This is a genomic window from Teredinibacter purpureus, from assembly GCF_014217335.1.
Taxonomy (GTDB): domain Bacteria; phylum Pseudomonadota; class Gammaproteobacteria; order Pseudomonadales; family Cellvibrionaceae; genus Teredinibacter; species Teredinibacter purpureus.
In genome coordinates, this window is the sequence record NZ_CP060092.1 from 339,872 (window position 1) to 364,066 (window position 24,195).

The following is a 24,195-nucleotide window of genomic DNA, read 5'->3' on the forward strand; positions in this document are numbered from 1 at the left end:
AAAAAACCCGAGTAAGCGCCCCGCTAAATATGCGGGGTGCTTAGAACTTAATAGCCATCAATAGGCTTAGAGTGCTTGCATCGCCGCTAATACATAGACCAAAGGCGCATTCCAGTTAATGGTAATTTCGTTGGATGCGTAACTGCACCAACTATCGACGTAGGATTTTGCAGGTTCGTCAGAGGGGTACGTGCACCCATCCTGCTGCCCAGGATTTGGACCGCCCGCAAGAAAACCAGGTACCGGCTCTGCAATTACATCAGCATAGGATTGGCGATGATGAATCTCCATTGGAGGTCGCGCACCATAGCCTGTCACGTAGGAATAATCGGTTGGGTTTTTGCCTAGGGCGTAGTCGACTAGGCCAAGTGCCGCATTCCGGTAGCTTTCCGTACCTGTCATACGCCACGCTTGTACGAGCATCATCGCCTGATTTAAGGCAACACCGTTACTACCCCAGTAAAAATCAGTCATCGACACTTTGTAGATAGAAGCAGCGTAGGTTGACGCAAGGCCGTCGGCAGTTTCGATAAGTTTGTTTTCAAAATTGCTATATTGGCTAGCGCTAACATTATCTTCACTGTGGAAAACTAGCGACATATACGCCAATGGCGCAACATAATTCCAACCCGGCACACCGTTACCGGCGTTTTGGTCAAGAAATTCCGTGAGATATGCGTTATCGCCCGTTGTAATAAATAGCTCGGCTGCTGCCCACGCAAATTCATCACCTAAACTTCCGTCGCCGTACTCACCAGTATTCACGCCACTTGGATTGCTGTAGGTCTCGTCGGGGTTGGCTTCAGCCCAATCCCAAGCAGCGACGGCGGCGGCTTGGTAAGAGGCTGATTTCGGTGCATCTATATCCGCGAATACACGACTCGCTGTGGCCATAACGGCCGCGAAATTCAACGCTGCTGCGGTACCTTTTGAGACGACATAACGCTGAGACGTCGCGTTTTCTGGCATTACTGCGCCCTCAAAATTCAACGTGGTGAGCTTATGGTAGACACCCCCGTCGTTTGGATCTTGCATGGCCTCCATCCAGTCTAAATTCCACACAATTTCATCCAGTAAATCGGGTAGATCGTTACCCGATTCAGGAATATTCCAGTCACGGTTATTATAAAATTCAGGGAAATGTTCATACGCGGCTAACAAGGTGTAAGTTGAAATGCCGGAGTTCACAATATACTTATTGTAATCACCAGCGTCATACCACCCTTTGGGGGCCGAAATAACCGTATTGGTGGGGCGCTCGGCTGAGGCCGCCGACGCATGGATACGAACACTGGTGTCGGGATGCCCTTCGGCACGCGCCCACTCATCAGCATGCTGCGCTAATAACGCGGTGCTCGCCCGATTGAAGTAATACGCCTTAATCGTGGCATCGTGTAATTCGCTGTACACGTCATTACTAATACTGAACACATCTGAATCGGCAACACCCGCCACCACAATGCGATATTGTCCCGCCGTGGTAAAATGGGAGAAATCGGCCGCTTTTACCGAATCTCCTGCAGGTTGCCATACGCTGGCGGCGGACAAATCAGCGGTAAATACACTTTCATTGGCCGCGTTCATCAAGCTAAAGGTCGTTGCGGCTACCTCTGGCACCACGGCAATTTTTTGGCCTACTGGTAAGTAACCCACTTGGTTGAGCTTGATTCGCACAGTGCTTTCAGAGCTAGCACTACTAGAACTCTCACTCGAACTACTAGAGCTTTCGCTGGACACGCTCGACTCACTGCTACTGGAGCTGGAGCTAGAACTGCTAGAACTCGCGCTACTAGAGGTAGTGCCTCCAGACGAACCACCACAGCCAATCATTAAAAGCGACACCATTGCCGCCAAAGGGCCTAACTGTTTTATTGTTATCATCATCTGAGACCTCAACCTTTTCACATTGTTTAAGACGCCATCTTACCGCGATCACGCCACTCAATTTTACCTAGCCGTCACTCTTGGGCCTACCCAATCGCCCACACGTCGCTTCGTGCATCTATAAAAGACAAGATTATTTCATGCGCGAAAAGGGGATCTATACTGGATATAACCGACCAAACTTATGATTGCGCCTACCCGTTAATAATTGCAACCAACATCTGCAAAAACGCTGCCGCTCTTCATCGACTATTAAGACGCAATTGAATGACCACAACCGCGAAACGGCTGAAAGATCTAGATAGAACCCTGACTCAACAAAAGCATCAGCTCATCGCTCGTTCGATGTTGGCTCTCACGGCTATCATTGTTCTAGGATTTGCCCATAGCTTTTCGACGGCTTGGTTGCACGTGGACTCCGCCCATCTCGCGGTTGCCCTGCTGGCGGTAACCGGCTGGCTATTTCGCGAAAAGATGTCGCTTCAAACATTAACGGCAGGGTTACTCTTACTTGCCTGCAGCTATTCAGCCTCGAGTTTACTGTCGTTTGGACTTGCCAGTGCAGGGCTGCCGCTCTTTGTGGCCACAGCAATAGTTTGCGTACTTATATTCGGGAATCACGTTACGCTTGTCGTCTGCGTTCTGGCAATACTCTCTTTTATTTTTGCCGGTTTTTTTCAATATCACCAACCTATCCCAGCCTCAGCCGATATGTCGCCCAGCATCGCGTATATTAACTGGGCCGCCATCACCATTGCTTCATTGTTATTTATCCCGCTGTTAGCCGATTACCTAACGGCTGCCAAACACAGCTACGAAGATCAAATTGCTCGAGCAAACCAATCACACCCCGCCCCAGAGAGTAGCCAATACGACCCCCTCACCGGGCTACCCGTTCTGCAGGTAACGCTTGATCGCTTACGTCATGAACTTGATAGAGGTAAGCGCCACACTAAAATTGGTGCGGTAATGATGATTGATGTAGATGATTTCGCGGCCATCAATCAACAGTATGGCAGTGATGGCGGCGACAGAGTGCTGCGCGCCCTGGCCTCTCGCATCTCGAGTATCGTGCGCGCGGCCGACACGGTGAGCCGTATTGGAGGAGATGAATTTGTCGCTATTTTTGCCGATCAGGCAGATGAAGACCAAGTGCGGCTCATAGCACGCAAAATACTGGCGACGGTAAATAATCCCATTGCCTATAGTGACGAATTTATTCAATTAAAGGTGAGCATAGGAATATCACTTTTTCCAACGCATTCAACTACCCCGCAAGAGCTGTTAGCACTCGCTGACAATGCACTTGAGATCGTTAAAACCGCTGGTGGCGATAACTTTAGAATAACCTCTACCGAACTCTAAGGATGCCGGCCGTCGCCCACAATCCCTTACTGATAGACGATATGCGCTTGAGGGACGTTGTGCTGAGCAAGCGTTTCACGCAGCATCAATAAATCATAACTATCTTTTAAAGGGCCTATTCGTACCCGAAAAAAGGCAGACTCTTTAGAAGTATAAATTCTTACAGGGTAAGACGTTACCACTTGCAACCGCACTAATAGACGCTCCGCAACCTCACGAGAACTAAACGCGCCTACCTGTAAATACGTGTTATCCGGAATTTCATAGCCACCGGAATATGCGGGCGAGGGTGCCGCAGGCATTTGAGGTGAACCGCTACTACGAGACGTACCTAATGACGCCGTGAGAACAGAGGGGGGGGCAGGCGGTACAGGCAAACTCGAAGGCGCACCGCGGTATTGCCTGGGGTCAATATATTCCACTTCTACCGGCGCAGTACCGCTGTCCACAAAGCCGAGTTTTTTCGCAGCGGTGTAGCTTAGATCGATAATGCGGCCATCGTGAAATGGACCACGATCATTTACCCGAACAATCACAGAACGACCATTTTCTCGATGCGTAACACGCACATAACTGGGAATAGGCAATGTTTTATGCGCGGCGGTCATGCCGTACATATTATAGATTTCGCCGTTTGAGGTGGTATGCCCATGAAACTTCCGGCCATACCATGACGCTATACCCTGTGATTTATACCCTTCAGGCGAAGGAAGCAGCGTATACGTTTTACCTCTCACCGTATAAGGGTTTTTATTCCCCGCAATGGTGCGCGGTTCTTCACGCGGCACCGCATCGGGAATATGATCGACGCTCATAGATTCCCTAGGGCCGGCATCTTGCTTCATTGTATAAACGCTGGGCGCTTCGCAAGCCACCAAAAACAATAAAGTACAGAACCCGCACGGGAGATTTAGTGTAAGCAGTTTTTTCATAAATAGCGGCTTTCAATCAATAGCGATTAACCGGTGACTAGCTCGTGGCCACTACCGTTCTCGTTTTAACGTTCAACCCAGTCTCAATGCAGCTGACGCTCATAGGTATACCGTAACTCTTCACTTAACTGCCATACCGCCATTGCGTACATCTGGCTGCGGTTATAGCGCGTAATGACGTAAAAGTTATCAAACCCTAACCAAAATTCTTTACCGTGCTGCCCCTCGTACAATAACGGCACGACTTTTTCGTTACCGCTAAGCTGCGTATTCACCGGCGAAAAACCCATCGCTATTACCTCGTCCAGAGACAAATGAGGCCGGACGCGCTCGTTCAAGGCCGATTTATCGTAATCAGCATTAATTCGCGCTCGGCTGAAAACAATTTCACCTTTTTTCCAACGGTGTTCTTTAAAGTAGTTGGCAACGCTACCGATAGCGTCCACAGGGTTCTGCCAGATATCCGCTGTGCCATCATTGTCGAAATCGATGGCATAATGCCGGTAACTACTGGGTATAAACTGACCGTAACCCATAGCGCCAGCATACGACCCCTTTAAGCTTAGCGGGTCTTGTTTTTGTTCACGTGCGAGCAAGAAAAAATGCTCAAGCTCTTTCGAAAAGAATTTGGATCTTGGTTTATAGTCAAAACCTAACGTCGCCAACGCATCAAGCACACGGTATTTGCCCATATAACGACCGTAACGTGTTTCCACGCCAATTATCGCGACAATCACCTGCTCATCAACACCTAACGTTTCGGACGCTCGACGTAGAATTTCTTGGTTTTTGTTCCAAAACTCCACGCCCTGATCGATTCGCGTTTGGCCGAGGAAAATTTTACGGTAGTCTTTCCACGGCTTAGTTTTTTCAGCAGGACGAGAAATAGCATCCAAAATAGACTGTTTTTTCTCCGCGGCTTTTAACCAACTGATAACATCTTCTTTTGCAAAACCGTGCTCTTCAACCATTTTTTGAATAAACGCAGGCGCTTTTTCATGTGAGGAGTAATCCGCACGTGCGGCAAAACTGATGACGCAAATAGCGCACACCCCTAAAGAAAAAGCGACACGATACAACTTCAACACAGGAGAGGAAAAAACCATAAACACTTCATCATTCGTTATTCAGCAGTAAAAAGAATTAGCTAACGCGTTTTTTTTCCGTCGCAATAGCCATAAGCAAACCAAAACCGGTCATCAAGGTTACAATCGAGGTTCCACCAAGACTCACCAAAGGCAACGGTACACCCACCACGGGGAGCATGCCACCTACCATACCAATATTTACAAACACGTACACAAAAAATGTCAGCGTAATACTTCCCGCCAATAGGCGGCCAAACATATTCTGGGACTGTATCGCAATAATTAACCCTCGCGCTATCACAAGTAAATATAAGCTAATTAAAAACAATACGCCTATCAAACCAAACTCTTCAGCCATAACCGCAATAATAAAATCAGTATGGCTTTCTGGCAAAAAGTCTAATTGTGATTGAGTGCCGTTAAACAATCCTTTGCCATGTAAACCACCCGAACCTATTGCCGTTTTCGATTGAATAATATTCCAACCCGCGCCCAATTTATCGGCCTCTGGATCCAATAAGGTAAGAACACGCTGTTTTTGGTAATCTTTCATTACCCACGTCCACATGGGGTAAATACTTGCCCCCAATGCAAACAAGCTTCCCAAAATATAGCGCCACGGCAACCCAGCCAAGAACAAGACCAGAATGCCCGATGCCGAAATAAGAATAGCCGTGCCCAAATCGGGCTGACGAAAAATGAGAACCGCAGGCAAAACGATGAGCAGCAAGCTCGCCACAACATGCTTAAAGCTTGGCGGTAACGCACGCGACGAAAAATAAGCCGCGGTAGCAATGGGCACGGCGAGCTTCATTATTTCCGATGGTTGGAAGCGCATAAACCCCAAGCTTAGCCAGCGCTGTGCACCTTTAGCGCCTACCCCTACGACAAAAATCAAAAGCAGTAGAATAATACCCGCCGCGTAAAACCATGGGGACCAACGACGAATCATCTGTAGATCAAGCTGTGCCGTCACAAACATGGAACAATAAGCAACCACAAAAAATGCCAGCTGCCGACGCACCATACCTTCTTGCTGGCCGCTTGCGCTGTATAAAATGGTGAGGCCGAAAGCAGTCAACACTAAGAGCCCCAGCAATAACAACGGGTCGATATGAAGCCGGTACCAAACACTCTGCACGCGCGCAAAATGCTGAGTGGAATCGGGCAATCGTCGAACAAAATCTTGGTTAGCTCCTTTCATTGCTCTATCTGTCCCCGCTGCGAAAGCGTTTGTGCGGCACCAATGGGGTACTGGCGAAAAAATTCATCGAACAGCAGACGCGCGATAGGGGCTGCTGCACTGGAGCCATGCTCACCATTTTCGACAATTATCGCCGTTGCTATTTGAGGGTTATTAACGGGGGCAAAACCAATATACAGGGCGTGATCCCAGTTACGCTCGTCCAATTTCTCTGCATCGTACTCAGCATCTTGCGCAATACCCACTACCTGCGCGGTGCCGGTTTTACCGGCCATACGATATTGTGCACCCCATCCTATTCGACTTGCCGTACCCCGTGGGCTATGTACCACCCCTTCCATTGCCGACATTACGAAATCCCAATAATCTTCATCCACCTCGACAATATCTTCTACTGTCATTTCGGTTTCAACATCGCCAATTTTCTTCACTAAGCGTGGCTGAATATGAATACCACGCGAGGCTAACGTAGCCGTCATTACGGCCAATTGCAGCGGTGTAGCCAATACATCGCCCTGCCCAATACTCACATTTAAACTATCGCCAGGAAACCAATGCATACCGCGCGTTTTTTTCTTCCACTCTCTGGAAGGCCACAACCCTCGCCGCTCACTGGGTATCTTTAGGCCCGTGCGCTCCCCCAAACCGAATTGACTACCAAATGAATGCATTCGATCAACGCCCATATGAAACGCCATGCCATAAAAGAATGTGTCGCACGATTCGATAATCGCCTGACGTAAATTAACACTTCGACCATGTCCGCCTTTTTTCCAATCGCGATAGAAACGCTCGTCCGTTTCCAGTTGATAATAACCAGGGTCGTCAATATGCGTTTTAAAATCAATTACCTGATGGTGTAATGCACCAAGGCCCAGCATGGGTTTGATTGTTGAGCCCGGAGGGTATTGGCCTTGAATCGTGCGATTAAACAGTGGTAAATCACGCGATTCGTTCAACGCGCGATAATCGGTATGGCTAATACCATTCACAAATAGATTTGGATCGTAGCCCGGCGCACTGACCATGGCCAATATTCCGCCGTTCGTGACATCGATAGCGACTAAGGCACCACGCCTCCCATTCAAAGCAGAAGCTGCCGCCTGCTGAAGCCCTGAGTTTAAAAACAGCTGTAAATCTTGGCCTGGCACAGGGTCAACCGACTCGAGGTTTCTCAGTACACGACCATGCGCATTTGTCTCAATGTTTTCGCTACCCACTTCGCCCAACAAAATTTTTTCATAGGATTTTTCCAATCCAATTTTACCCAGGCTGTGCGTGCCACTATAAAGGCGATAAGTTTCTTCATCGAAAGAGCGTAACTCCCGCTCGTTTATGCGGCCAACATAGCCAACCGTGTGCGCAAATAATGTGCCTTTTGGGTAGGCACGCGTAAGCTGCGCTTCAATTTCTACGCCCGTTAACCGAAACTCATCCACTGCAATTTTGGAAATCTCGTCTTCTGTCAGCCGATACCGCAAAGGCACAGCCTCAAATGGACGACGTCGCTGACGCAACAATTTGTAAAAATTGTCTCGATCGCTCTCTTGAATACTGATTATTTTGCCCAGTTCTGCAATGGTAGCCTCTAGGTCTATCGTGTGCTCTTTAACAATTGAAAGCGAAAAGGTAGGACGATTATCGGCGAGCATTTCACCGTTAGTATCGTAAATTAAGCCACGATTGGGCGGGACGGGACGGACATGGATACGGTTACGATCAGATTGCGTAATATAGGCATCGTAATCAATCACTTGAAGCGTGTAGTAACGCGCGATTAGTGCGCCGAATAAAACCACGACAAGCAGAAAACTAATGGCGAGGCGAAACCCGAATACTCTTGCTTCGTAGTGATGATCTTTGAAGTGGTGCAGCTCTTTTCCTGCCCATATCATAAAATCGCGTGTCTACCTGTCTTGAATGATTAGATAGTGGATAGGCTGTAGTGCCTTATTTGTGGTACGGATGGTTTTGCAAAATAGTCCATGCGCGGTACAGCTGCTCCATTAACAACACCCTAACGAAAGGATGCGGTAGCGTTAACCCCGAGAGCGACCACTTTTCGTGCGCTCGCTGCAACACTTTTTGTGTTAACCCGTCTGGGCCACCAATAATGAGACACGGATTAACACCTTCCATTTGCCAGCTGGCCATCTTCTGCGAAAGCTTTTCAGTGCTTAAGCCTTTTCCCAGAACATCTAGCGCAATAATGCACTTTTGCCCAGGTAGATTTTCGATAGCGGCGAGTATTTGCTCAGCTTCGGCATCTTTAACGGTTTGCTTACGGGTATTTTTAGAACGATTTGCGAGCGGAAGTTCCACAAGATTCGGTTCCATTTCCCTCGGCATACGCTTTGCGTATTCGGAATAGCCCTGCTGGACCCAGCTGGGCATTTTACTTCCAACGCTGATTAAATGGATTTTCACCGACGATTATTCTGGCTGGTTTTGACGGGACGCAGGCTCTGTAGACCACAATTTTTCTAATTCGTAAAACGATCGCGTTTGCTCAAGCATCACGTGCACCACCATATCACCGAAGTCCACTAACACCCATTCTCCGCCGTCTAGACCTTCAACACCTATTGGCTGAAAGCCATTTTTCTTTGCGTCTTCAACAACATTGCTCGCCAACGATTTCACATGGCGGTTGGAGGTGCCGGTAGCAATCACGAAAGTGTCCATTACGTTACTTAGCTTTGAAACGTCTAGGCTTTCAATTTTTTGCCCTTTTAAGTCTTCGAGGGCGGTCTGTACGATGTCGGCTAATTCAGGTTGCATTCAAAATTCCAATAGTTTGTGCTCAATAAGTTGAGCGGTAGGGGACCCGCTTAACGCGAATAAAGCCCCTGTTCGTTGATATAGTGACGCACGTTAGAGGGAATATAAGCCTCTTCGGCGCCAGTCAATATGGCGTTACGCAACTGCGTAGACGAAATATTGTTAGCGGTAGTGGGTATAAAACTTACCCCCCCACACGCACTTTGCGAGAGTTGCTCGGCCCTGAGTTCTCGCGATGCAAGCCATTGCGATACCGCTGGAGGAAGTTCTGTATAACCCGGCCTCTCCCATACGGCAAAATGAGTAAGAGATTCCAATTTCTGCCAATGGTACCAGCTTGGTAGCGTTTGCAAAGAATCCCAACCCATTAAAAAAATGAGGCTGATGATATCACCATACTCTCGACGATAGCGTTGTAGGGTATCTACAGTATAGGAAGGTTTATTTTGCTCAAGTTCCCATGGGTCGATGGCCAAACGTGGGTAGTCGGCAATTGCCAGCGTCAACATCGCCAGCCGCTGAGCAGGCGTAGCCATAAGCGGCCCTTTATGCGGCGGAATATGACAGGGAAGCAAAAATACTTTAGCCGCACCTAATTGCTGTGCGGCTTCATCGGCAGCTTGCAAATGCCCCTTATGAACCGGGTCGAAACTACCGCCAAACACCACCAGTGGCCCAGATGAACCTAAAGCTAAGCCTGCATCAGGCAAGAATTTCTCCGTTGCCTAATACTATCCACTTTTGCGATGTTAACCCCTCCAAACCCACTGGCCCACGGGCATGAATTTTGTCAGTAGAAATACCAATTTCTGCACCCAACCCATATTGAAAACCATCGGCAAAACGCGTCGAAGCGTTGATCATCACTGAGGCAGAATCGACACGGGTTAAAAAAGCGCGTGCCTTGGTGTAATTTTCGGTCACGATACTTTCTGTATGCGCTGAGCTGTACTCCGCAATATGGTCGATTGCCGCATCCATTCCGGTCACGATACGAATGGACAGTACCGGCGCCAAGTATTCTGTCGCCCAATCTTCTACCGTAGCCGCAATTGCAGCCGGAAGAAGGCTACAAGTCTTTTCACAGCCGCGAAGCTCTACACCTTTTTCGGCATAAGCCTCGGCCAGTTTGGGCAAAATATTAGCGGCCACCGTCTCGCACACCAATAGTGTTTCCATTGCGTTACACACGCCGTAGCGATGGGTTTTGCTGTTCAGCGCTATGTTAAACGCTTTTTCCAGATCGGCTTCGTCATCGATATAGACATGGCAAATACCGTCCAAATGCTTGATAACGCTTACTTTAGCTTCTTTCGAAATACGCTCGATTAAACTCTTACCACCACGTGGCACAATCACATCAACAAACTGCGGCATTGTAATCAGTTCGCCAACAGCGGCTCGATCCGCTGTTTCGATCACTTGGACGGCTGTCGCGGGCAAGCCAGCTTTTTCTAGGCCCGCGCTAATGCATTTTGCTATCGCTTGATTAGAATGAATGGCTTCGCTACCGCCACGTAAAATAGTGGCGTTACCCGATTTCAAACACAAGCTAGCGGCATCGATGGTCACATTTGGGCGAGATTCGTAAATAATACCCACAACGCCCAACGGCACGCGCATTTTGCCCACCTGTATACCAGAAGGCATATTTTTCAAATCGGTAATTTCACCACAAGGGTCTGGCAGCGCGGAAACCTGTTGGAGGCCTTCGATCATGCCGTCTATTCTTGCCGGCGTAAGCTCTAAACGGTCCAATAACGCGGCATCTAAACCATTAATGCGACCATTTTCCATATCACGTGTATTTTCTGCCACGATACTTTCGCGCTCAGCGTCTATTTCAACAGCAATAGCCTGTAATGCTGCGTTTTTAATACCTGAGTTCGCTGCCATCATCAATCGAGAGGCTTCCCGCGCCTGTCGACCCAATTGAGCCATGTAATCTTGTACACTCATAAGAATTAAATATCTTGTTGGTTAACGATTAAGCGGGCCATTATACCTATGTTGCTCGGTATCAGGAAAACCAATGCGGCCTAATTCTCACCAAAATGCCTCGGTTTTGGGGCCGTACGGTGGTTGTAATGGCAGCTTTGCCGTGATTCAAGGTTGTTGGGTGTCACTATTGTAGGAATGACGCACATATTGAGCCCGCAATGCGCGGTCGAACTTAACCCGCACAGCCAACTGGCGCGACAGCTGAAAAATGTTTGCACGCAAAGTCTACGCGCTCGGCAATACTCATCCGTTCAGGGCGCACCAACTGCTCAACGGCCGTCAAGCGCGGTACCAACCCTTGACCGTTCGCGATTTGAATCGATAACCCTGGCCGCGCATTCAGTTCAAGCAACGCTGGCCCACAAGTTTTATCGACCACCAAGTCAACGCCTAAATAGCCCAAACCTGTCATGTCGGCACAGGCACAACCCAATTCTAAGAGCGCTCGCCAACACGGGATGTGAAGAGTAGAAAGGTTCAAATGAGTATCAGGGTGATGGGTCACACGCTTATCAGATTGCACCGCATGAACAGCCTTCCCCGTGGCAATATCAATGCCGACACCTACCGCGCCCTGATGTAAATTGGCCTTTCCTTGTGAGGCCGTGCACGCTAGGCGCATCATCGCCATTACAGGCACGCCACGAAACACGATTAGCCGTAAATCGGGAACCCCTTCATGTGAGAACGGGGCCATTTTATCATCCACTTCGATCAACGCTTCAATCAGGGCAACATCCACAGCACCGCCCAAGGAAAACAAGCCAGCTAAAATATTGGAGATATGTCGCTGTAAATCCACCAACGATAATGTTTGACCGTTCGAACGAAAAAAAACGTTACCCTCACGGCGCTGAATAACCACAATACCCTTTCCACCGGAGCCCTTTGCAGGTTTTATACAAAACGAATCGTGCCCCAACAGTATTTTTTCAACCAATGACACATCATGCTGGTTGTCGACCACGCCCAGTAGCGCAGGTATGGCTACAGAATATTCTAGCGCTAATTGCTTGGTATTAAGTTTATTATCGACTAACGGAAATAAATTACGGTCGTTGTAACGAGAGATATAACGGATGTTCCTACGATTCATGCCTAGCACACCACTTGCCTGCATGGCCTTCAACTGCCGGTACAAGGCGGCCAACATCATTATGTTTCCTTGCCTGATGGGCTCGCAACGCTCAACGATCGAAAACGCCGGAATTCAAGTAGCCGATAACCCGTATAACTACCAAACATAATGACGAGCGCCATTATGACTAACTGCAAACCAATAAAATTGAACGTGAGGTGCCGTACAAACTCGTTAATCATTACGCTATATGCGCACAGCGCAACCACCAGAGAACCTCCTGTTTGAATAAACACTTCTTTGGAGCCTTCTTCCTCCCATAGAATCGACATACGCTCTATGGTCCAACTTAATATGATCATGGGGAAGAACGTAATCTTTAATCCTTCACTTAACCCAAGTTGAAACGACAAGACAGCAAAAATCGCAATGATAGAAATCACCGAAATTATGACCGCCGAAATACGTGAGACCAAGAGCAAGTTCAACCGCGAAAAGTAGCTGCGAATCATTAAACCTATACCCACAATGAGCACAAAACCCACAATGCCCGTGGACAAACTGGTTTGAATAAACGAGATAGCGATGAGTACAGGCATAAACGTTCCGGTTGTGCGCAAGCCAATAAAAATACGCATAAACACTACAACGAGAACACCCACAGGAATTAGGAAAATACCTTTAAATAGCGCCTGTTCTTCCACGGGCAAGCTATGGATAGAGAAATTGAGTAGGGCAACATTATGATTTTTAGTATCGGCCTGCACTTGCGCAACAGGCACCTCCTGCTCTATCACCGAAAACAGTACGCGCGACTGTGAGCCACCCACAATATCGAGCAAAGCGCCCGATTGATATTCCCACAGTAATTGATTTTTAAAGCGACCTTGCCGGCCACTCTCGGGGTCAAACAAACGGTATTCTTCGCCATCATACACTTGCAATAACGTGTTCAACGGTTGCCGGCGGCGCCCATCTTCTAGCGTTAAACTCAACACTTCACGCACGGGCACTTCTGCATGCTGAAGCAGCGAGACCAACCACGTCGTTCGACGTTGTTTTTGCGCCAAAAACTGCGCGCTTTGCGCCTGTCGATTGAACTCATGAATTAACTCGCGGGTAAGAGTGTAGTTATCTGCTGAGCGACTCAGCGCACTACTGAGCAATTCCAACGCCGACGTTTCATGAGGGCCATCCCCAAGCAAGTGATTGTTCGGCGATTTAAACGGCACCGATCCACCAACAGTGAGTGACTCGTCGAACTGCATATCAACACGGTAGTAGAGTGTTTGACGCCCCCAAGCCGAGCGTATCGACCATTCCGCTCGCCGCTCATCGTCTTGCCCCACGAACGCTAAACCATAGCCCGGGCTAGCCGTGTGTTCAGCAATACGCTCATATCGAGATTGAGTATCGGGTATGGCCAACGAAACTTTAACAGGCTCACCACGGGCCATGAATTCGACTTTTGCTTCCACCGACCACACTTGGCGCTTTTCCCCTGGCAACCAAGGTACATCCAGCATTTGATGCCGGTACCATGTCAAAAGACTACCCACCACCAACAATAGAAGGACGATCGTAAAAACAGACGTACGCGGTCGACTCACGGCTTTTATCCACAGAGTAAGGTTACGTTAGGGGGTTAGTAGCTCTACTTTTGGCTGCGTAAATTTGCGTGCGACATCCACTATCGCGATATCACGCAGGAAATTACGCCCCAATAGAACGGGGTAAAGCATGCTGTCACGGTCAGTAAGGTTAAATTCAACCTCTTCGTTAATCTCGCCCACGCGCGCCATAAGCTTAACGACAGGTCGCTTGTCTAACACTTCCACGGAAGATTGGCGTATTTTTTTATAACGAAGTAAGGGCGTTTCGAAAGACAGTGTTGGCTCTTGACCGGGAATACGAAAACGAACCCATTTATCACCATTACGCTCAAACGGCTGAATATCCGTTGCACTTAAAGACGAACTGGATGCCCCTGTATCAATACGTGCTTTAAAACGCGCGCCGGCCAAATCGAGCCAAACCCATTCAACTCGCCCAACCACCACTTTACCCTGAGCAGGCATCTCGGGTTGAATGTGTTCACTTTCGATCGAGGTTAAGACGGGCTCAGCCCAATGAGTCTCGGGCGCGAAAGGTTCATCTCGACTCGTGACAACGGTATGAATATCGTTTAATTGCGCCTGTAAATCACCCAGCTGCGCCATTAAATCCTCTTGCGCTAGGGCTAATGTTTGCAGCTGAATGCGCTGGGATTCCAGCAGCGCTAGCTGCTCCTGCAACGTTTTTTGCTCGAGCGGTATTTTAGACGGGGGAAACAGGTGCCCGCAGCTGGCCAGTAATAAAACCGACAATAACAACAAAAGAGCTGGTATAACTCGACTCATAAGGTTTAATAAGCTCATTGTGGCAGCACTCATGTGCGGCTCTTTGTGCAAGTCTTCCTATAACTATTGTTACAATGTCGCGCATTATTGGGCCGCTATCTTAGCAGCGTCTATTTATATTACTGAGAAAAACACCTCACACCCAGAGATTCAGGAGCCCACTTTGGCAATTACCGCAATTATCTTCGATCATGATGGCACCCTCGTAGACTCAGAGGGAATTCACTGCTCAATTTGGCAAGACCTATTAAAAGAAGACCACGGAATTTCATTCAGCAAACAAGAATACCTCGCTCATCACTGTGGTGTACCCACACTCACGAACGCCGAAGTCATCGTACAACAATATTCACTCAACCTGAATCCAGAACAATTGTACGAGATCAACCGAAAGCGATTAGCCGTGTGGCTGGAGCATAATTCTTTCCCATTAATGCCGAATGCACGCGCCGCTCTAGACAAATGCCGACAAGCCGGCTTAAAAATGGGAATGGCAACAGGCGCCAGCCGATCGGAAGCGGGAGGCTCAATTGCCTCGCACCAGCTAGCAGAGTATTTCTCCGTTGTCACCACCCGTGATGATGTCACTAACACCAAGCCCGCGGCCGATACCTACAAGCAAACCGCCCAGCAGCTTGGGGTGAAACCTGAGCATTGCATCGCCATAGAAGATAGCAGTACCGGCGTTCAATCGGCTGTTGCCGCCGGCATAGCCTGTATCGCTGTAGAAAACGAATTTTCAGACAGCCAAGATCTCTCCAAGGCCCGCTGGCAAGTGGCCAACTTAATGGAAGCGGTGGACCTCGCACTTTCATTATGAAGCTATAACAGTTCAGCACCAGTTCAGCCAGCAAAGCGTAACCTTTGTGTGTCTACTACCAAAGGAGGTCTGACATGAATCGCCCGAACTCAATACTGACCCTATTAACCCTAAGTATTTGCCTGCTTAGCCCTGCCACCTTAGCCGGCAATAATCGCAATACGATCCGCCACGTAGACTACGGCATAGTCATTGCGGCCACCCCGTTATACGAAACCGTCGAACGTTCAGTTCCTGTTGAGCGCTGTTGGACAGAACGCGTTCGTGAAGAAACACCGGTCTATCACACCAAGCAGGGGCCAAAGCGCGATTCAACCACGAGCATGATCGTAGGCAGCCTTATCGGTGGTGCTTTCGGCAACGCCGTTGGCGCGGGCGACGAAAACAAAAAAGTGGGGACAGTTGTAGGAGCCGTACTTGGCGCCTCAATAGGGCGAGATATTGGCCGGCAACAAAGAGTTTACTCCCACACCACCGTTAACTATCGCGATGTTGAGCAATGTGACGTTCAGGCCCAGATCCATAGTGAGAGAATCACAACCGGCTACACTGTAACCTACCGTTACCATGGTGAAACCTATACAACCCGCACTCGTAGGGACCCCGGTAAAAAGTTAAAAATTGCCGTGAGCATACAACCCCTCGAACACTAAACCCGAAAGGAGCGAGTGAATTGATTGCACAGTTTGTCATACAATGTCGAACCATTCATTTGTTTGACTTCGCCATGCGCACTCGCTCGCTCATTATCAGGTTCTTGCTCATTCGCAGCCAATATTTGTTGGCCTGCTTAGTGATGTGCTGCGCCCCCTTAGCCAACGCGCACTGGCACGCGCAGCTTGACGCCGCGACTCCAGCGTTTTTAACGCCAAGCTCTCTCAACCTGCAACTGGCCCAAGCCACAAAAGGCGTGAGCCGCAGCCAAGCCGCGAATGCCGCACAACGACGTTACGGCGGCAAGGTGTTAAGCGTGAGCCGCAAAGAAAGCCTTTATCGCGTTAAGCTTCTCCAAGATAGCGGCAAGGTCATTATTGTGTCCGTTGACGCGCGCAGCGGCAAAGTATCCGGGCGCTAAAGCCAAAAGACCCTCTTTAAAGACAGCAGGAACGCTTTATGAAAATGTTAATCGTTGAAGACGAAAACGCTATTCGTGAACAACTAGCGGCCTATTTCACTGCACAACAGTTTGTGATTGAGACTGCCGCCGACGGAGAAGATGGTGCGTACTATGCAACAGAGTTCGACTACGATTTTGCCATCATTGATATTGGCCTACCGAAAATAGACGGTATCGAAATTATTCGTAGGCTGCGTGCCGCAGGTAAAAAATACCCCGTACTCGTGCTCACCGCTAGAGGAAACTGGCAAGATAAAGTACAGGGACTTGAAGCCGGTGCAGACGATTATCTGGTAAAACCTTTTCACGCAGAAGAATTACGCGCTCGCACAAATGCACTCATACGTCGTGCAGGTGGTAGCGCAACATCGAGCCTACGCTTCGGGCCACTGACGATTGACACCTCCAGTAAACGCGTAAGCGTTAACGACGCCTTCATTGAACTCACCAGTTACGAGTACAATACCTTGGAATATTTGGCCATGCATGCGGGCAAGCCCATTTCAAAAACAGAATTAACGGAACATCTATATCACCAAGATTTTGAACGCGACAGCAATGTTATAGAAGTTTTTGTGGGGCGCTTACGCAAAAAACTAGACCCAAAAAATGAGATTAAACCTATTGCCACCGTTCGCGGTCAGGGCTACCGCTTCGAATTAATGGCGAGCTAACGCCACGAATGGCTTTCTTTCATCATCGATCGCTGGCCGCACGACTGACATTATCGTCAGCCTTTGTGCTGCCCATTATTCTCATCTTTAGCGCCTACTCCCTAGACCGTGCTTTTAAACAAAGCCTCATCAATGCTGAACAGCAAGCACTCGAAGCTCAGCTTTATTCACTTATGGGCGCAGCAGAGCCCGAAGGTCACTCGCTCTACTTACCTGAAATGTTTGCAGAGCCCCGTTTTAATCGACCTCAATCTGGGCTTTATGGCGTAGTCGTCAATGCTGACCATGCCATCGTATGGGGAAGCGGCTCCTATTCACACGAAACCGCTCTACCCGGCGCCACCCAAGAACCCCTTAGTGCCGGGCGAGAAACTTTTCTGCAACATACCTATCTGCATCAAAAGCGACACTTTTTCCTCAGTTTCGATTCATTATGGGAAACCGAAAACGAAGACGCGCTTTTTCGCTTTATTGTTATTCATGACCAAGCTCAATTTCAAAAAGAGCTTAACGGTTATCGCGACGCACTACTGCTGTGGCTTATAGGCATTTCACTGATTTTTATCGCTGCGCTATTTTTCATTACCCGCTGGGGTTTACGCCCACTGCAATCACTAGCACGAGAACTTGAGAAATTTCAGCAAGGCCAAAACAATCAACTAGAAGGCCAATACCCTTCCGAAATCTCGCCCGTCATTCGCAACCTAAACGACGTACTTACAAGTGAGCAAGCACAACGTCAACGTTATAAAAATACGCTTTCCGACCTTGCGCACAGTTTAAAAACACCACTGGCTATCATTCGCGCGGAACTCAGCGCAGGCACCCTCAATAAGCAACAGGCGATCGACGAACAAATTACGCGCATGTCCGATATTATCCAACATCAACTGCAGCGAGCAACACTCACAACCACCACCCATTTACGCATCAAAACACCTTTAGCCCCTACAATCACTCGCTTAGCCAGCGCGCTCAATAAAGTATTTCTTGATAAGCACATCTCCGTAGACATTAGCATTCCCGAGCACTTAAACTTTCCGGGTGATGAAAGTGATGCTCTCGAAATTTTTGGTAACATTCTCGAAAATGCGTTTAAATACGGCAAAGACGCCATCGTTATCACCACAAACGAAAACGAAACTGACTTCTCTATTTCAATTGCCGACAACGGTCCAGGCATTCCTGATGCCCAAAAGAAGACGCTTCTAGCGCGTGGCGCGCGTGCAGACACGTCGACCCAAGGACAAGGCATAGGCCTATCTATTGTGGTTGATATGCTTAGCAGCTACCAAGCCGAACTCACCGTAGGCAACAGCGCAATTGGCGGTGCAGAATTTACATTAACGTTTCCGGTATAACATGACCCTATTACCTTTATTACAACGCGGCCTTATTACACTCTTCTTTCACCGTTACTGTCGCTGGCTAAGACAACTACAATTTGCTGTCGCGATAGGTATATTTGCCTACATGGCGCTAAGCCCTGCACCTGCCATCTGGATTGAAAACTGGTCAGATAAGCTACTCCACTTTATGGGTAACGTGCTTTTAATGGGGTCAACGTGGGTGGCCTTTTTTGGGTTTATTAGCCGTCGAAAGACCTTTGTATTCGCCCTTTTCTATTCACTAACAATAGAAGGTATGCAAAGTTTTTCGGCAATGCGCCAGCCGGACGCTTTAGATGCAGCCACAAATCTAACGGGGATAATTTTGGGGTTTTTCTTGTGTGTATTGCTGGAAAATTATTTGACCACGCTACAACGCGCGGCCATTACCACAATTAAGCCTTAAACAGAAAAAGGCTTAGTCAGTAAAATTAATTTCGGTAACAATAAAAGAGCACCGAGAAGCGCTAAAAACATGGCTAAACCGGTAAGTAAACCGAAATAGATAGTAGGGATAAACGCTGACAATACCATTATGGCAAAACCGAAAATGATAATCACCGAGGTATAAAACATTGCTCGACCAATGGATTGGTGAGCGCGATGCATACTGGCAATATAATCTTTATCGAACTCAAGTTCCCGACGAAAACGATGAACATAGTGAATCGTATTATCGACGCCGATACCAACCGTTATCGCAGCTACAGTAATGGTCATCATATCCAGCGGCAAGCCGAAAACCCCCATAAAGCCTAGAATCCCGACGGCCGATAAAACGGTCGGCACAATAGCGATAGCCGCGACGCTTAGCGATCGAAACAACACCACGAACATCACAAGAATTCCCAAAAGAACAGTACCTAATGTCGCAATTTGCGAGCTAAACAAACTCTGCAACATATTATTATACAGTACCAGCAAGCCGCTAAAACGCAAATCTTCTGCTTCTACCCATTCATTATCCAACAAATGACGTTCAATTCGCTCGACTAACTCTGCACGACTTAAGTTTGGATACCCGTCATGGATGCGCAGCGTAATACGTGCTTGGTTATTATTGGCATCCAGATAAGGTGATACTAATGCGTCCTTAATAGAGCGCGGTAATTTTTTCTGCATCACCGCAAGTTCAACATCGTTCAGGCTGCCACTAATATCCATACCTATTTTATACAAAATAGCGAGCGACTGAACTTTCCCTACTTCGGGTAAGCTTTCCAAATAATCGTGGATTTTTTCAATAGTACGCAAACCACCTAGCGTCATCCAATAACTGGTGGCGTCCTCACCATGCTCCGAAAAAGGATCAACTTCGGAGAACGGGTCTTCGTCGCCGAGCGGCGCCAAAGATTCAAAGGGATCACTCTCATCGAAAGGATCGCCTTCTCCGAACGGGTCATCTTCGCCGACAAACCCTTGCATTTCCAGACTAAAACTGTCTTCACGGTAATTAATAATAATATCAAGTGAGGTTGTACCACCGAGGTCGTTATCAATGACGGACAAGCCTTGATGTATTTCGGTACTCTCATGAAAGTAATCAATAAAACGATTTTCAACTTGTAGCTGCGTCACGCCCCAGCCACTCGCTAGCGCAAGCAATACAGAACAAGCCAATACCCACGTACCGCGAGTTTCGACAAAGCGCGAGAAAACCAATGTAACCGGGGCACCATCGTCAACCGTTACATCCTTTTCGGTATTATTCGGTTTTTTCCGAGGCAACAACATCATGGCGGCAGGCAGTAAAGTAAAGGCAAGAAAGAAGGCGAGTACCAGCCCCATTGTCATGAGCCAGCCAAAATCGATTACCGGACGAATATTACTGACCACCAATGAAGCAAACGCTACCACTGATGTCATAACGGTATAAAGGCAGGGCAATATCATGAATTTTACCGTTGCGGTTACCAGCTCACGTTGATCCCACTGTGGGTTTTGTTCAGAAAACTCCCGGTAACGTACGATCAGGTGAATAATAATCGCTAATGAAATAATCAGCAGTAACGCAACGAAATTCGATGAGATAACGGTTAATCGCCAATCAATCCAGCTAACGTAACCCAACATGATCAATACGGCGGCACTACAACACGCCATTGGGATAACGACGAAATACCACGAACGAAAAATAATGGCGAGAACAAAGACCATAAATAACAATACAGCCGAGCCAAATACAATAAGATCGCTTTTAATAAAGCTAATCATATCGGCGGTAATCATCGTCAACCCACCGACATAGATTTGCGCTCTATCTCGGTAACGATTAACAACGGATCTAACCAATTCGACTCTTTGATGATCGCGTTCTGCTGCAGCAGTTCTATGCACCAAAAGTTCGCGGCTGACATCGGTATAGTTCAACTGTTGCTCTATTGAAAAACTACCCTCTGTTTTTTTAATCCGTAGCAAATCATCGCGACGCTTGACCAAGTTAATGTAGCGTTCATCAACAGCCAAATTTAATTGCAACGCCGTTGTTTGAGCATCGGGGCCCAAAATTAAATCACGGTAGGCTGGGCTTACCAGAAATTCTTCCCGAGCAAGCGCATAATCTACGCCTGAGGTTTGCAAGTTACGTGGCTCAGAGACCATTTCACTTAGGCTAAGTTTGGGGCTATACAGTAGCGGAACATCAAGGATGCTATTGACGCTAACAACTCCGTCTATAGAGGCGAGTTCGCCCCGCAATTTGGCGAGCACAGCTAACGACGGGTCAGTAAAGAGTGGGGCTTGTGGTCGAAACGTTACAACTAAAAAATCGCCGCTCCCGTACGCTTTAATAACGTCACGATAAAATTCCAAGTCCGTATCATTTTCTAACGTAAGAGAATCGGAAGACGCATCCAATTTAAAATTGGGCAGGGCAACTGACGCCCCTATTAACACCACGGCAAGCAGCAGTAACGTTACCTTGGGAAAACGAGTAATTGTGGCAATATAGTGATCAAAGAGGCGGCCGAACATTTCGGGGTTACGTCATCCTGAGTTGAGAGGTAGTACAACCCGCATCATGCGAATCGATGGAGTAGAGCCATCATTATTCTAGTGCAATGGCTATTGATGATCGGATAGTTACGCTTCGAAGACGCTCGAGCGTACAAACGGTTAAAGTAAGAAAATTAACCTAAGTCTCGTATTTCCCTACTACGGGCCATGGCATTATCTACATGCGTAGCCCGCCCAAACCAATGTATCTAAAGCACATTACAGGCTAAGCATAAAACTAACATTTGAAAGGTGAATAAACAGGCACCGAGCGACCGAAGTGCAGCATTATACTGATATCAATACGTTTTAGTTAATTATAAATTCGTAAAGATTCGTAAAGTACGATCTACTCCTCACCCCATCGAGAAAGGAGTGTTTGCGGAACCTCCAATTGATCCAATATTCGCGCAACAATAAAATCCACTAAATCATTAATTGACTTTGGTTTGCCATAAAACCCAGGGCTTGCTGGAATTATAACGACTCCCATTCGCGTTAAGTTCAACATATTGCTCAGATGAACTTCAGAGTAAGGCGCCTCTCTTGGTACCATAATTAGCGGCCGACGCTCCTTTAACGCAACGTCTGCTGCGCGCTCGATCAAATTATTGCTCGCGCCATTTGCAATGGCGGACAAACATCCGCCCGAGGCAGGACAAATCACCATCGCCGCGCTAGAGCTTGATCCAGAGGCAACAGGCGCCATCCAGTCTTCGCGAGAAAAAACACGCAGCTGCCCGTCGTGAGCCCCATACAAATTTTGAAAATAAGTTTGCTGCGCACCACTATCATTTTTAGGCACCAACAAATTGGTTTCGGTTGCAATTACCACTTCCGCTGCACGTGATATAAGAAAATACACTCGACAATTTGCATCAATAAGCGCTTCCAATAATCGCAAACCATATTGAGCGCCCGACGCGCCCGTAAGCGCCAAAGTGATCGTTTTTTCGTGTTTCATTTATTTCTCATTTGTATAGCAGGCACGTAACGCCAGCAGCAGTCGCTGATGAATACCGTCAAAACCGCCATTACTCATAATGACAACATGTAATTTTTCGCCATCAACCAATAGGCCCGCTTGATCAATCACTGCAGCAATAATCTCATCGATTTCATAGAACACGAGGGTACCAACCCAATCGCCAAGCGCTTCTTTTAGTTCCCAGCTCATTGCACTTGGCTGAAACCAATAACATTGATCTGCAGCTTTTACCGCACCAGACAATGTTTCCCGATGAACGCCTTGACGCATGGTATTTGAGCGCGGCTCTATAATCGCGAGCACTCGCTCCGCCCCCACTTGCGCCCTTAATCCTGCGAGAGTGGTTTCGATAGCTGTAGGATGATGGGCAAAATCGTCGTAAATTTTAATACCCGCAATATCGTCCAGTAACTCCATTCGTCGCTTCACGCCTAGAAACTTATCCAGCGCCTCACACGAAAGCGCCGGCAGTACACCCACGTGCCGAGCCGCGGCAATTGCGCCTAGAGCATTCATCATGTTGTGTTGCCCAGTTAATGCCCAATTAATATTGCCCTGACACCGACCAGACAAATGGATGCTGAATGAAGATCCATCCTTAGCTAACGGCTGCACCCGCCAATCGGTGTCGTTTTCGCACTCACCTATAGAGGTTGTTTGTTGTTCGGACCAACACCCTTGTTGGATCACTTCTTCGACCGCGATTGAAGGCTGGGGATATATAACCATACCGTTACGCGGCACTGTGCGTATCACATGATGAAACTGACGCTGAATGGCCGCTAAGTCAGGAAAGATGTCTGCATGGTCAAACTCAAGGTTATTAATCACCAACGTATTGGGCTGATAGTGAATAAATTTCGAGCGTTTATCAAAAAATGCCGTGTCATACTCGTCCGCCTCGATAACAAAGAAATCTGTTTGCCCAAGCCTAGCGGAGGTTTCAAAGTTCGTCGGTACACCACCAATGAGGTAACCTGGCGCCATGCCCGCATATTCGAGAATCCAGGCCAGCATGCTAGCGGTGGTAGTTTTACCGTGCGTACCCGCGACGGCCAACGTCCAACGCCCGCCCAAAATATGATCGCTCAACCACTGAGGGCCCGACGTATAAGGCAGGCCAGCGTCCAGTATCGCTTCCATGAGGGGGTTGCCTCGCGAAATCACATTGCCAATCACAAAAATATCGGGTTTTAAACGAATTTGATCTTCAGAAAAACCCTCGATCAGCCCAATTCCCGCGCGCTCTAATTGAGTACTCATTGGCGGGTAAACCCCTTTATCCGATCCCGTCACTTTATGCCCCGCCGCTCGCGCCAACTGCGCCAATGACCCCATAAAAGTGCCACAAATTCCAAGTATATGAATATGCATAAAAAACCGATATAAGTCCGTTGTTAGGCCGAATGGCGCGAGCTTAACATGCCGATAAAGTCTGAGCCACGCACAGCAGAAAACAAATAATAGCGGCTACTTTTATTA

At 48.0% G+C, this 24,195-nt stretch carries 22 protein-coding genes; 7 read left to right on the forward strand and 15 right to left on the reverse strand.

Going from position 1 to position 24,195, the window contains the following annotated elements:
* Nucleotides 1-66: 66 nt before the first annotated feature.
* On the reverse strand, nucleotides 67-1,884 hold the full coding sequence (locus tag H5647_RS01315; protein ID WP_236074727.1) for a glycoside hydrolase family 9 protein: 1,818 nt from the start codon (nucleotides 1,882-1,884) through the stop codon (nucleotides 67-69).
* A gap of 267 nt (nucleotides 1,885-2,151) precedes the next feature.
* On the opposite strand from H5647_RS01315, the gene H5647_RS01320 reads away from it, so the two are divergent.
* Nucleotides 2,152-3,249, forward strand: coding sequence for a GGDEF domain-containing protein (locus H5647_RS01320; RefSeq protein ID WP_052691801.1), 1,098 nt, complete (start codon nucleotides 2,152-2,154; stop codon nucleotides 3,247-3,249).
* 26 nt (nucleotides 3,250-3,275) lie between these two features.
* Here H5647_RS01320 and H5647_RS01325 read toward each other — a convergent pair whose 3' ends face one another.
* From H5647_RS01325 to H5647_RS01375, 11 genes are all read right to left on the reverse strand, one after another.
* Nucleotides 3,276-4,094 carry a septal ring lytic transglycosylase RlpA family protein gene (locus tag H5647_RS01325; RefSeq protein ID WP_200911620.1) on the reverse strand — a complete coding sequence of 273 codons (819 nt, stop codon included), beginning with the start codon at nucleotides 4,092-4,094 and terminating at the stop codon, nucleotides 3,276-3,278.
* Between the two features lie 170 nt (nucleotides 4,095-4,264).
* Nucleotides 4,265-5,287, reverse strand: coding sequence for a lytic murein transglycosylase B (gene mltB, locus H5647_RS01330; protein ID WP_121495340.1), 1,023 nt, complete (start codon nucleotides 5,285-5,287; stop codon nucleotides 4,265-4,267).
* Between the two features lie 37 nt (nucleotides 5,288-5,324).
* Complete coding sequence (gene rodA, locus H5647_RS01335) at nucleotides 5,325-6,473, reverse strand: rod shape-determining protein RodA (RefSeq protein WP_045855708.1); 1,149 nt, start codon at nucleotides 6,471-6,473, stop codon at nucleotides 5,325-5,327.
* Entirely contained in the window at nucleotides 6,470-8,368 is a 1,899-nt protein-coding gene (gene mrdA, locus H5647_RS01340) for a penicillin-binding protein 2 (protein WP_045855710.1), read from the reverse strand. The genes rodA and mrdA overlap by 4 nt, the downstream gene beginning before the upstream one ends.
* 55 nt (nucleotides 8,369-8,423) lie before the next feature.
* Nucleotides 8,424-8,867, reverse strand: coding sequence for a 23S rRNA (pseudouridine(1915)-N(3))-methyltransferase RlmH (rlmH, locus tag H5647_RS01345; protein ID WP_408034012.1), 444 nt, complete (start codon nucleotides 8,865-8,867; stop codon nucleotides 8,424-8,426).
* Between the two features lie 39 nt (nucleotides 8,868-8,906).
* Nucleotides 8,907-9,254, reverse strand: coding sequence for a ribosome silencing factor (rsfS, locus tag H5647_RS01350; RefSeq protein ID WP_045855715.1), 348 nt, complete (start codon nucleotides 9,252-9,254; stop codon nucleotides 8,907-8,909).
* A gap of 50 nt (nucleotides 9,255-9,304) precedes the next feature.
* The gene (gene nadD / locus H5647_RS01355) at nucleotides 9,305-9,964 is read right to left on the reverse strand and encodes a nicotinate-nucleotide adenylyltransferase (protein ID WP_052691802.1); all 660 of its coding nucleotides are present in this window, start codon (nucleotides 9,962-9,964) and stop codon (nucleotides 9,305-9,307) included.
* Complete coding sequence (locus H5647_RS01360) at nucleotides 9,957-11,213, reverse strand: glutamate-5-semialdehyde dehydrogenase (RefSeq protein ID WP_045855717.1); 1,257 nt, start codon at nucleotides 11,211-11,213, stop codon at nucleotides 9,957-9,959. Before H5647_RS01360 ends, nadD begins: the two co-directional genes overlap by 8 nt.
* A gap of 214 nt (nucleotides 11,214-11,427) precedes the next feature.
* Nucleotides 11,428-12,405: an alpha-L-glutamate ligase-like protein gene (locus tag H5647_RS01365; RefSeq protein ID WP_121495404.1), complete on the reverse strand. Its 978-nt coding sequence runs from the start codon at nucleotides 12,403-12,405 to the stop codon at nucleotides 11,428-11,430.
* A 5-nt stretch (nucleotides 12,406-12,410) separates the two neighbouring features.
* Complete coding sequence (locus tag H5647_RS01370; protein ID WP_236074729.1) at nucleotides 12,411-13,943, reverse strand: inactive transglutaminase family protein; 1,533 nt, start codon at nucleotides 13,941-13,943, stop codon at nucleotides 12,411-12,413.
* A gap of 27 nt (nucleotides 13,944-13,970) precedes the next feature.
* Nucleotides 13,971-14,765, reverse strand: coding sequence for an ATP-dependent zinc protease family protein (locus H5647_RS01375; RefSeq protein ID WP_052691803.1), 795 nt, complete (start codon nucleotides 14,763-14,765; stop codon nucleotides 13,971-13,973).
* 130 nt (nucleotides 14,766-14,895) lie between these two features.
* Here H5647_RS01375 and H5647_RS01380 point away from each other — a divergent pair, with 130 nt between their 5' ends.
* The 6 genes from H5647_RS01380 (at nucleotide 14,896) to H5647_RS01405 (ending at nucleotide 19,137) form a co-directional block, all read left to right on the forward strand.
* A complete protein-coding gene (locus H5647_RS01380; protein ID WP_045860957.1) occupies nucleotides 14,896-15,552 on the forward strand; it encodes an HAD family hydrolase in 657 nt (218 codons plus the stop codon).
* Nucleotides 15,553-15,626: 74 nt separating this feature from the next.
* Nucleotides 15,627-16,205: a glycine zipper 2TM domain-containing protein gene (locus H5647_RS01385; protein ID WP_045855722.1), complete on the forward strand. Its 579-nt coding sequence runs from the start codon at nucleotides 15,627-15,629 to the stop codon at nucleotides 16,203-16,205.
* Between the two features lie 20 nt (nucleotides 16,206-16,225).
* Nucleotides 16,226-16,627, forward strand: coding sequence for a PepSY domain-containing protein (locus H5647_RS01390; RefSeq protein ID WP_236074732.1), 402 nt, complete (start codon nucleotides 16,226-16,228; stop codon nucleotides 16,625-16,627).
* A gap of 38 nt (nucleotides 16,628-16,665) precedes the next feature.
* Nucleotides 16,666-17,343 carry a response regulator transcription factor gene (locus tag H5647_RS01395; RefSeq protein ID WP_045855723.1) on the forward strand — a complete coding sequence of 226 codons (678 nt, stop codon included), beginning with the start codon at nucleotides 16,666-16,668 and terminating at the stop codon, nucleotides 17,341-17,343.
* Nucleotides 17,344-17,351: 8 nt separating this feature from the next.
* On the forward strand, nucleotides 17,352-18,704 hold the full coding sequence (locus H5647_RS01400) for an ATP-binding protein (RefSeq protein ID WP_045855724.1): 1,353 nt from the start codon (nucleotides 17,352-17,354) through the stop codon (nucleotides 18,702-18,704).
* Nucleotide 18,705: 1 nt separating this feature from the next.
* Nucleotides 18,706-19,137 carry a VanZ family protein gene (locus H5647_RS01405; protein WP_045855725.1) on the forward strand — a complete coding sequence of 144 codons (432 nt, stop codon included), beginning with the start codon at nucleotides 18,706-18,708 and terminating at the stop codon, nucleotides 19,135-19,137.
* Here H5647_RS01405 and H5647_RS01410 read toward each other — a convergent pair.
* The 3 genes from H5647_RS01410 to mpl form a co-directional block, all read right to left on the reverse strand.
* Complete coding sequence (locus H5647_RS01410) at nucleotides 19,134-21,704, reverse strand: efflux RND transporter permease subunit (protein WP_045855726.1); 2,571 nt, start codon at nucleotides 21,702-21,704, stop codon at nucleotides 19,134-19,136. The genes H5647_RS01405 and H5647_RS01410 overlap by 4 nt on opposite strands.
* A gap of 370 nt (nucleotides 21,705-22,074) precedes the next feature.
* Complete coding sequence (locus H5647_RS01415; RefSeq protein WP_045855727.1) at nucleotides 22,075-22,689, reverse strand: flavin prenyltransferase UbiX; 615 nt, start codon at nucleotides 22,687-22,689, stop codon at nucleotides 22,075-22,077.
* The gene (gene mpl / locus H5647_RS01420; RefSeq protein ID WP_045855728.1) at nucleotides 22,690-24,087 is read right to left on the reverse strand and encodes a UDP-N-acetylmuramate:L-alanyl-gamma-D-glutamyl-meso-diaminopimelate ligase; all 1,398 of its coding nucleotides are present in this window, start codon (nucleotides 24,085-24,087) and stop codon (nucleotides 22,690-22,692) included. It lies immediately after the preceding gene.
* Between the last annotated feature and the right edge of the window lie 108 nt (nucleotides 24,088-24,195).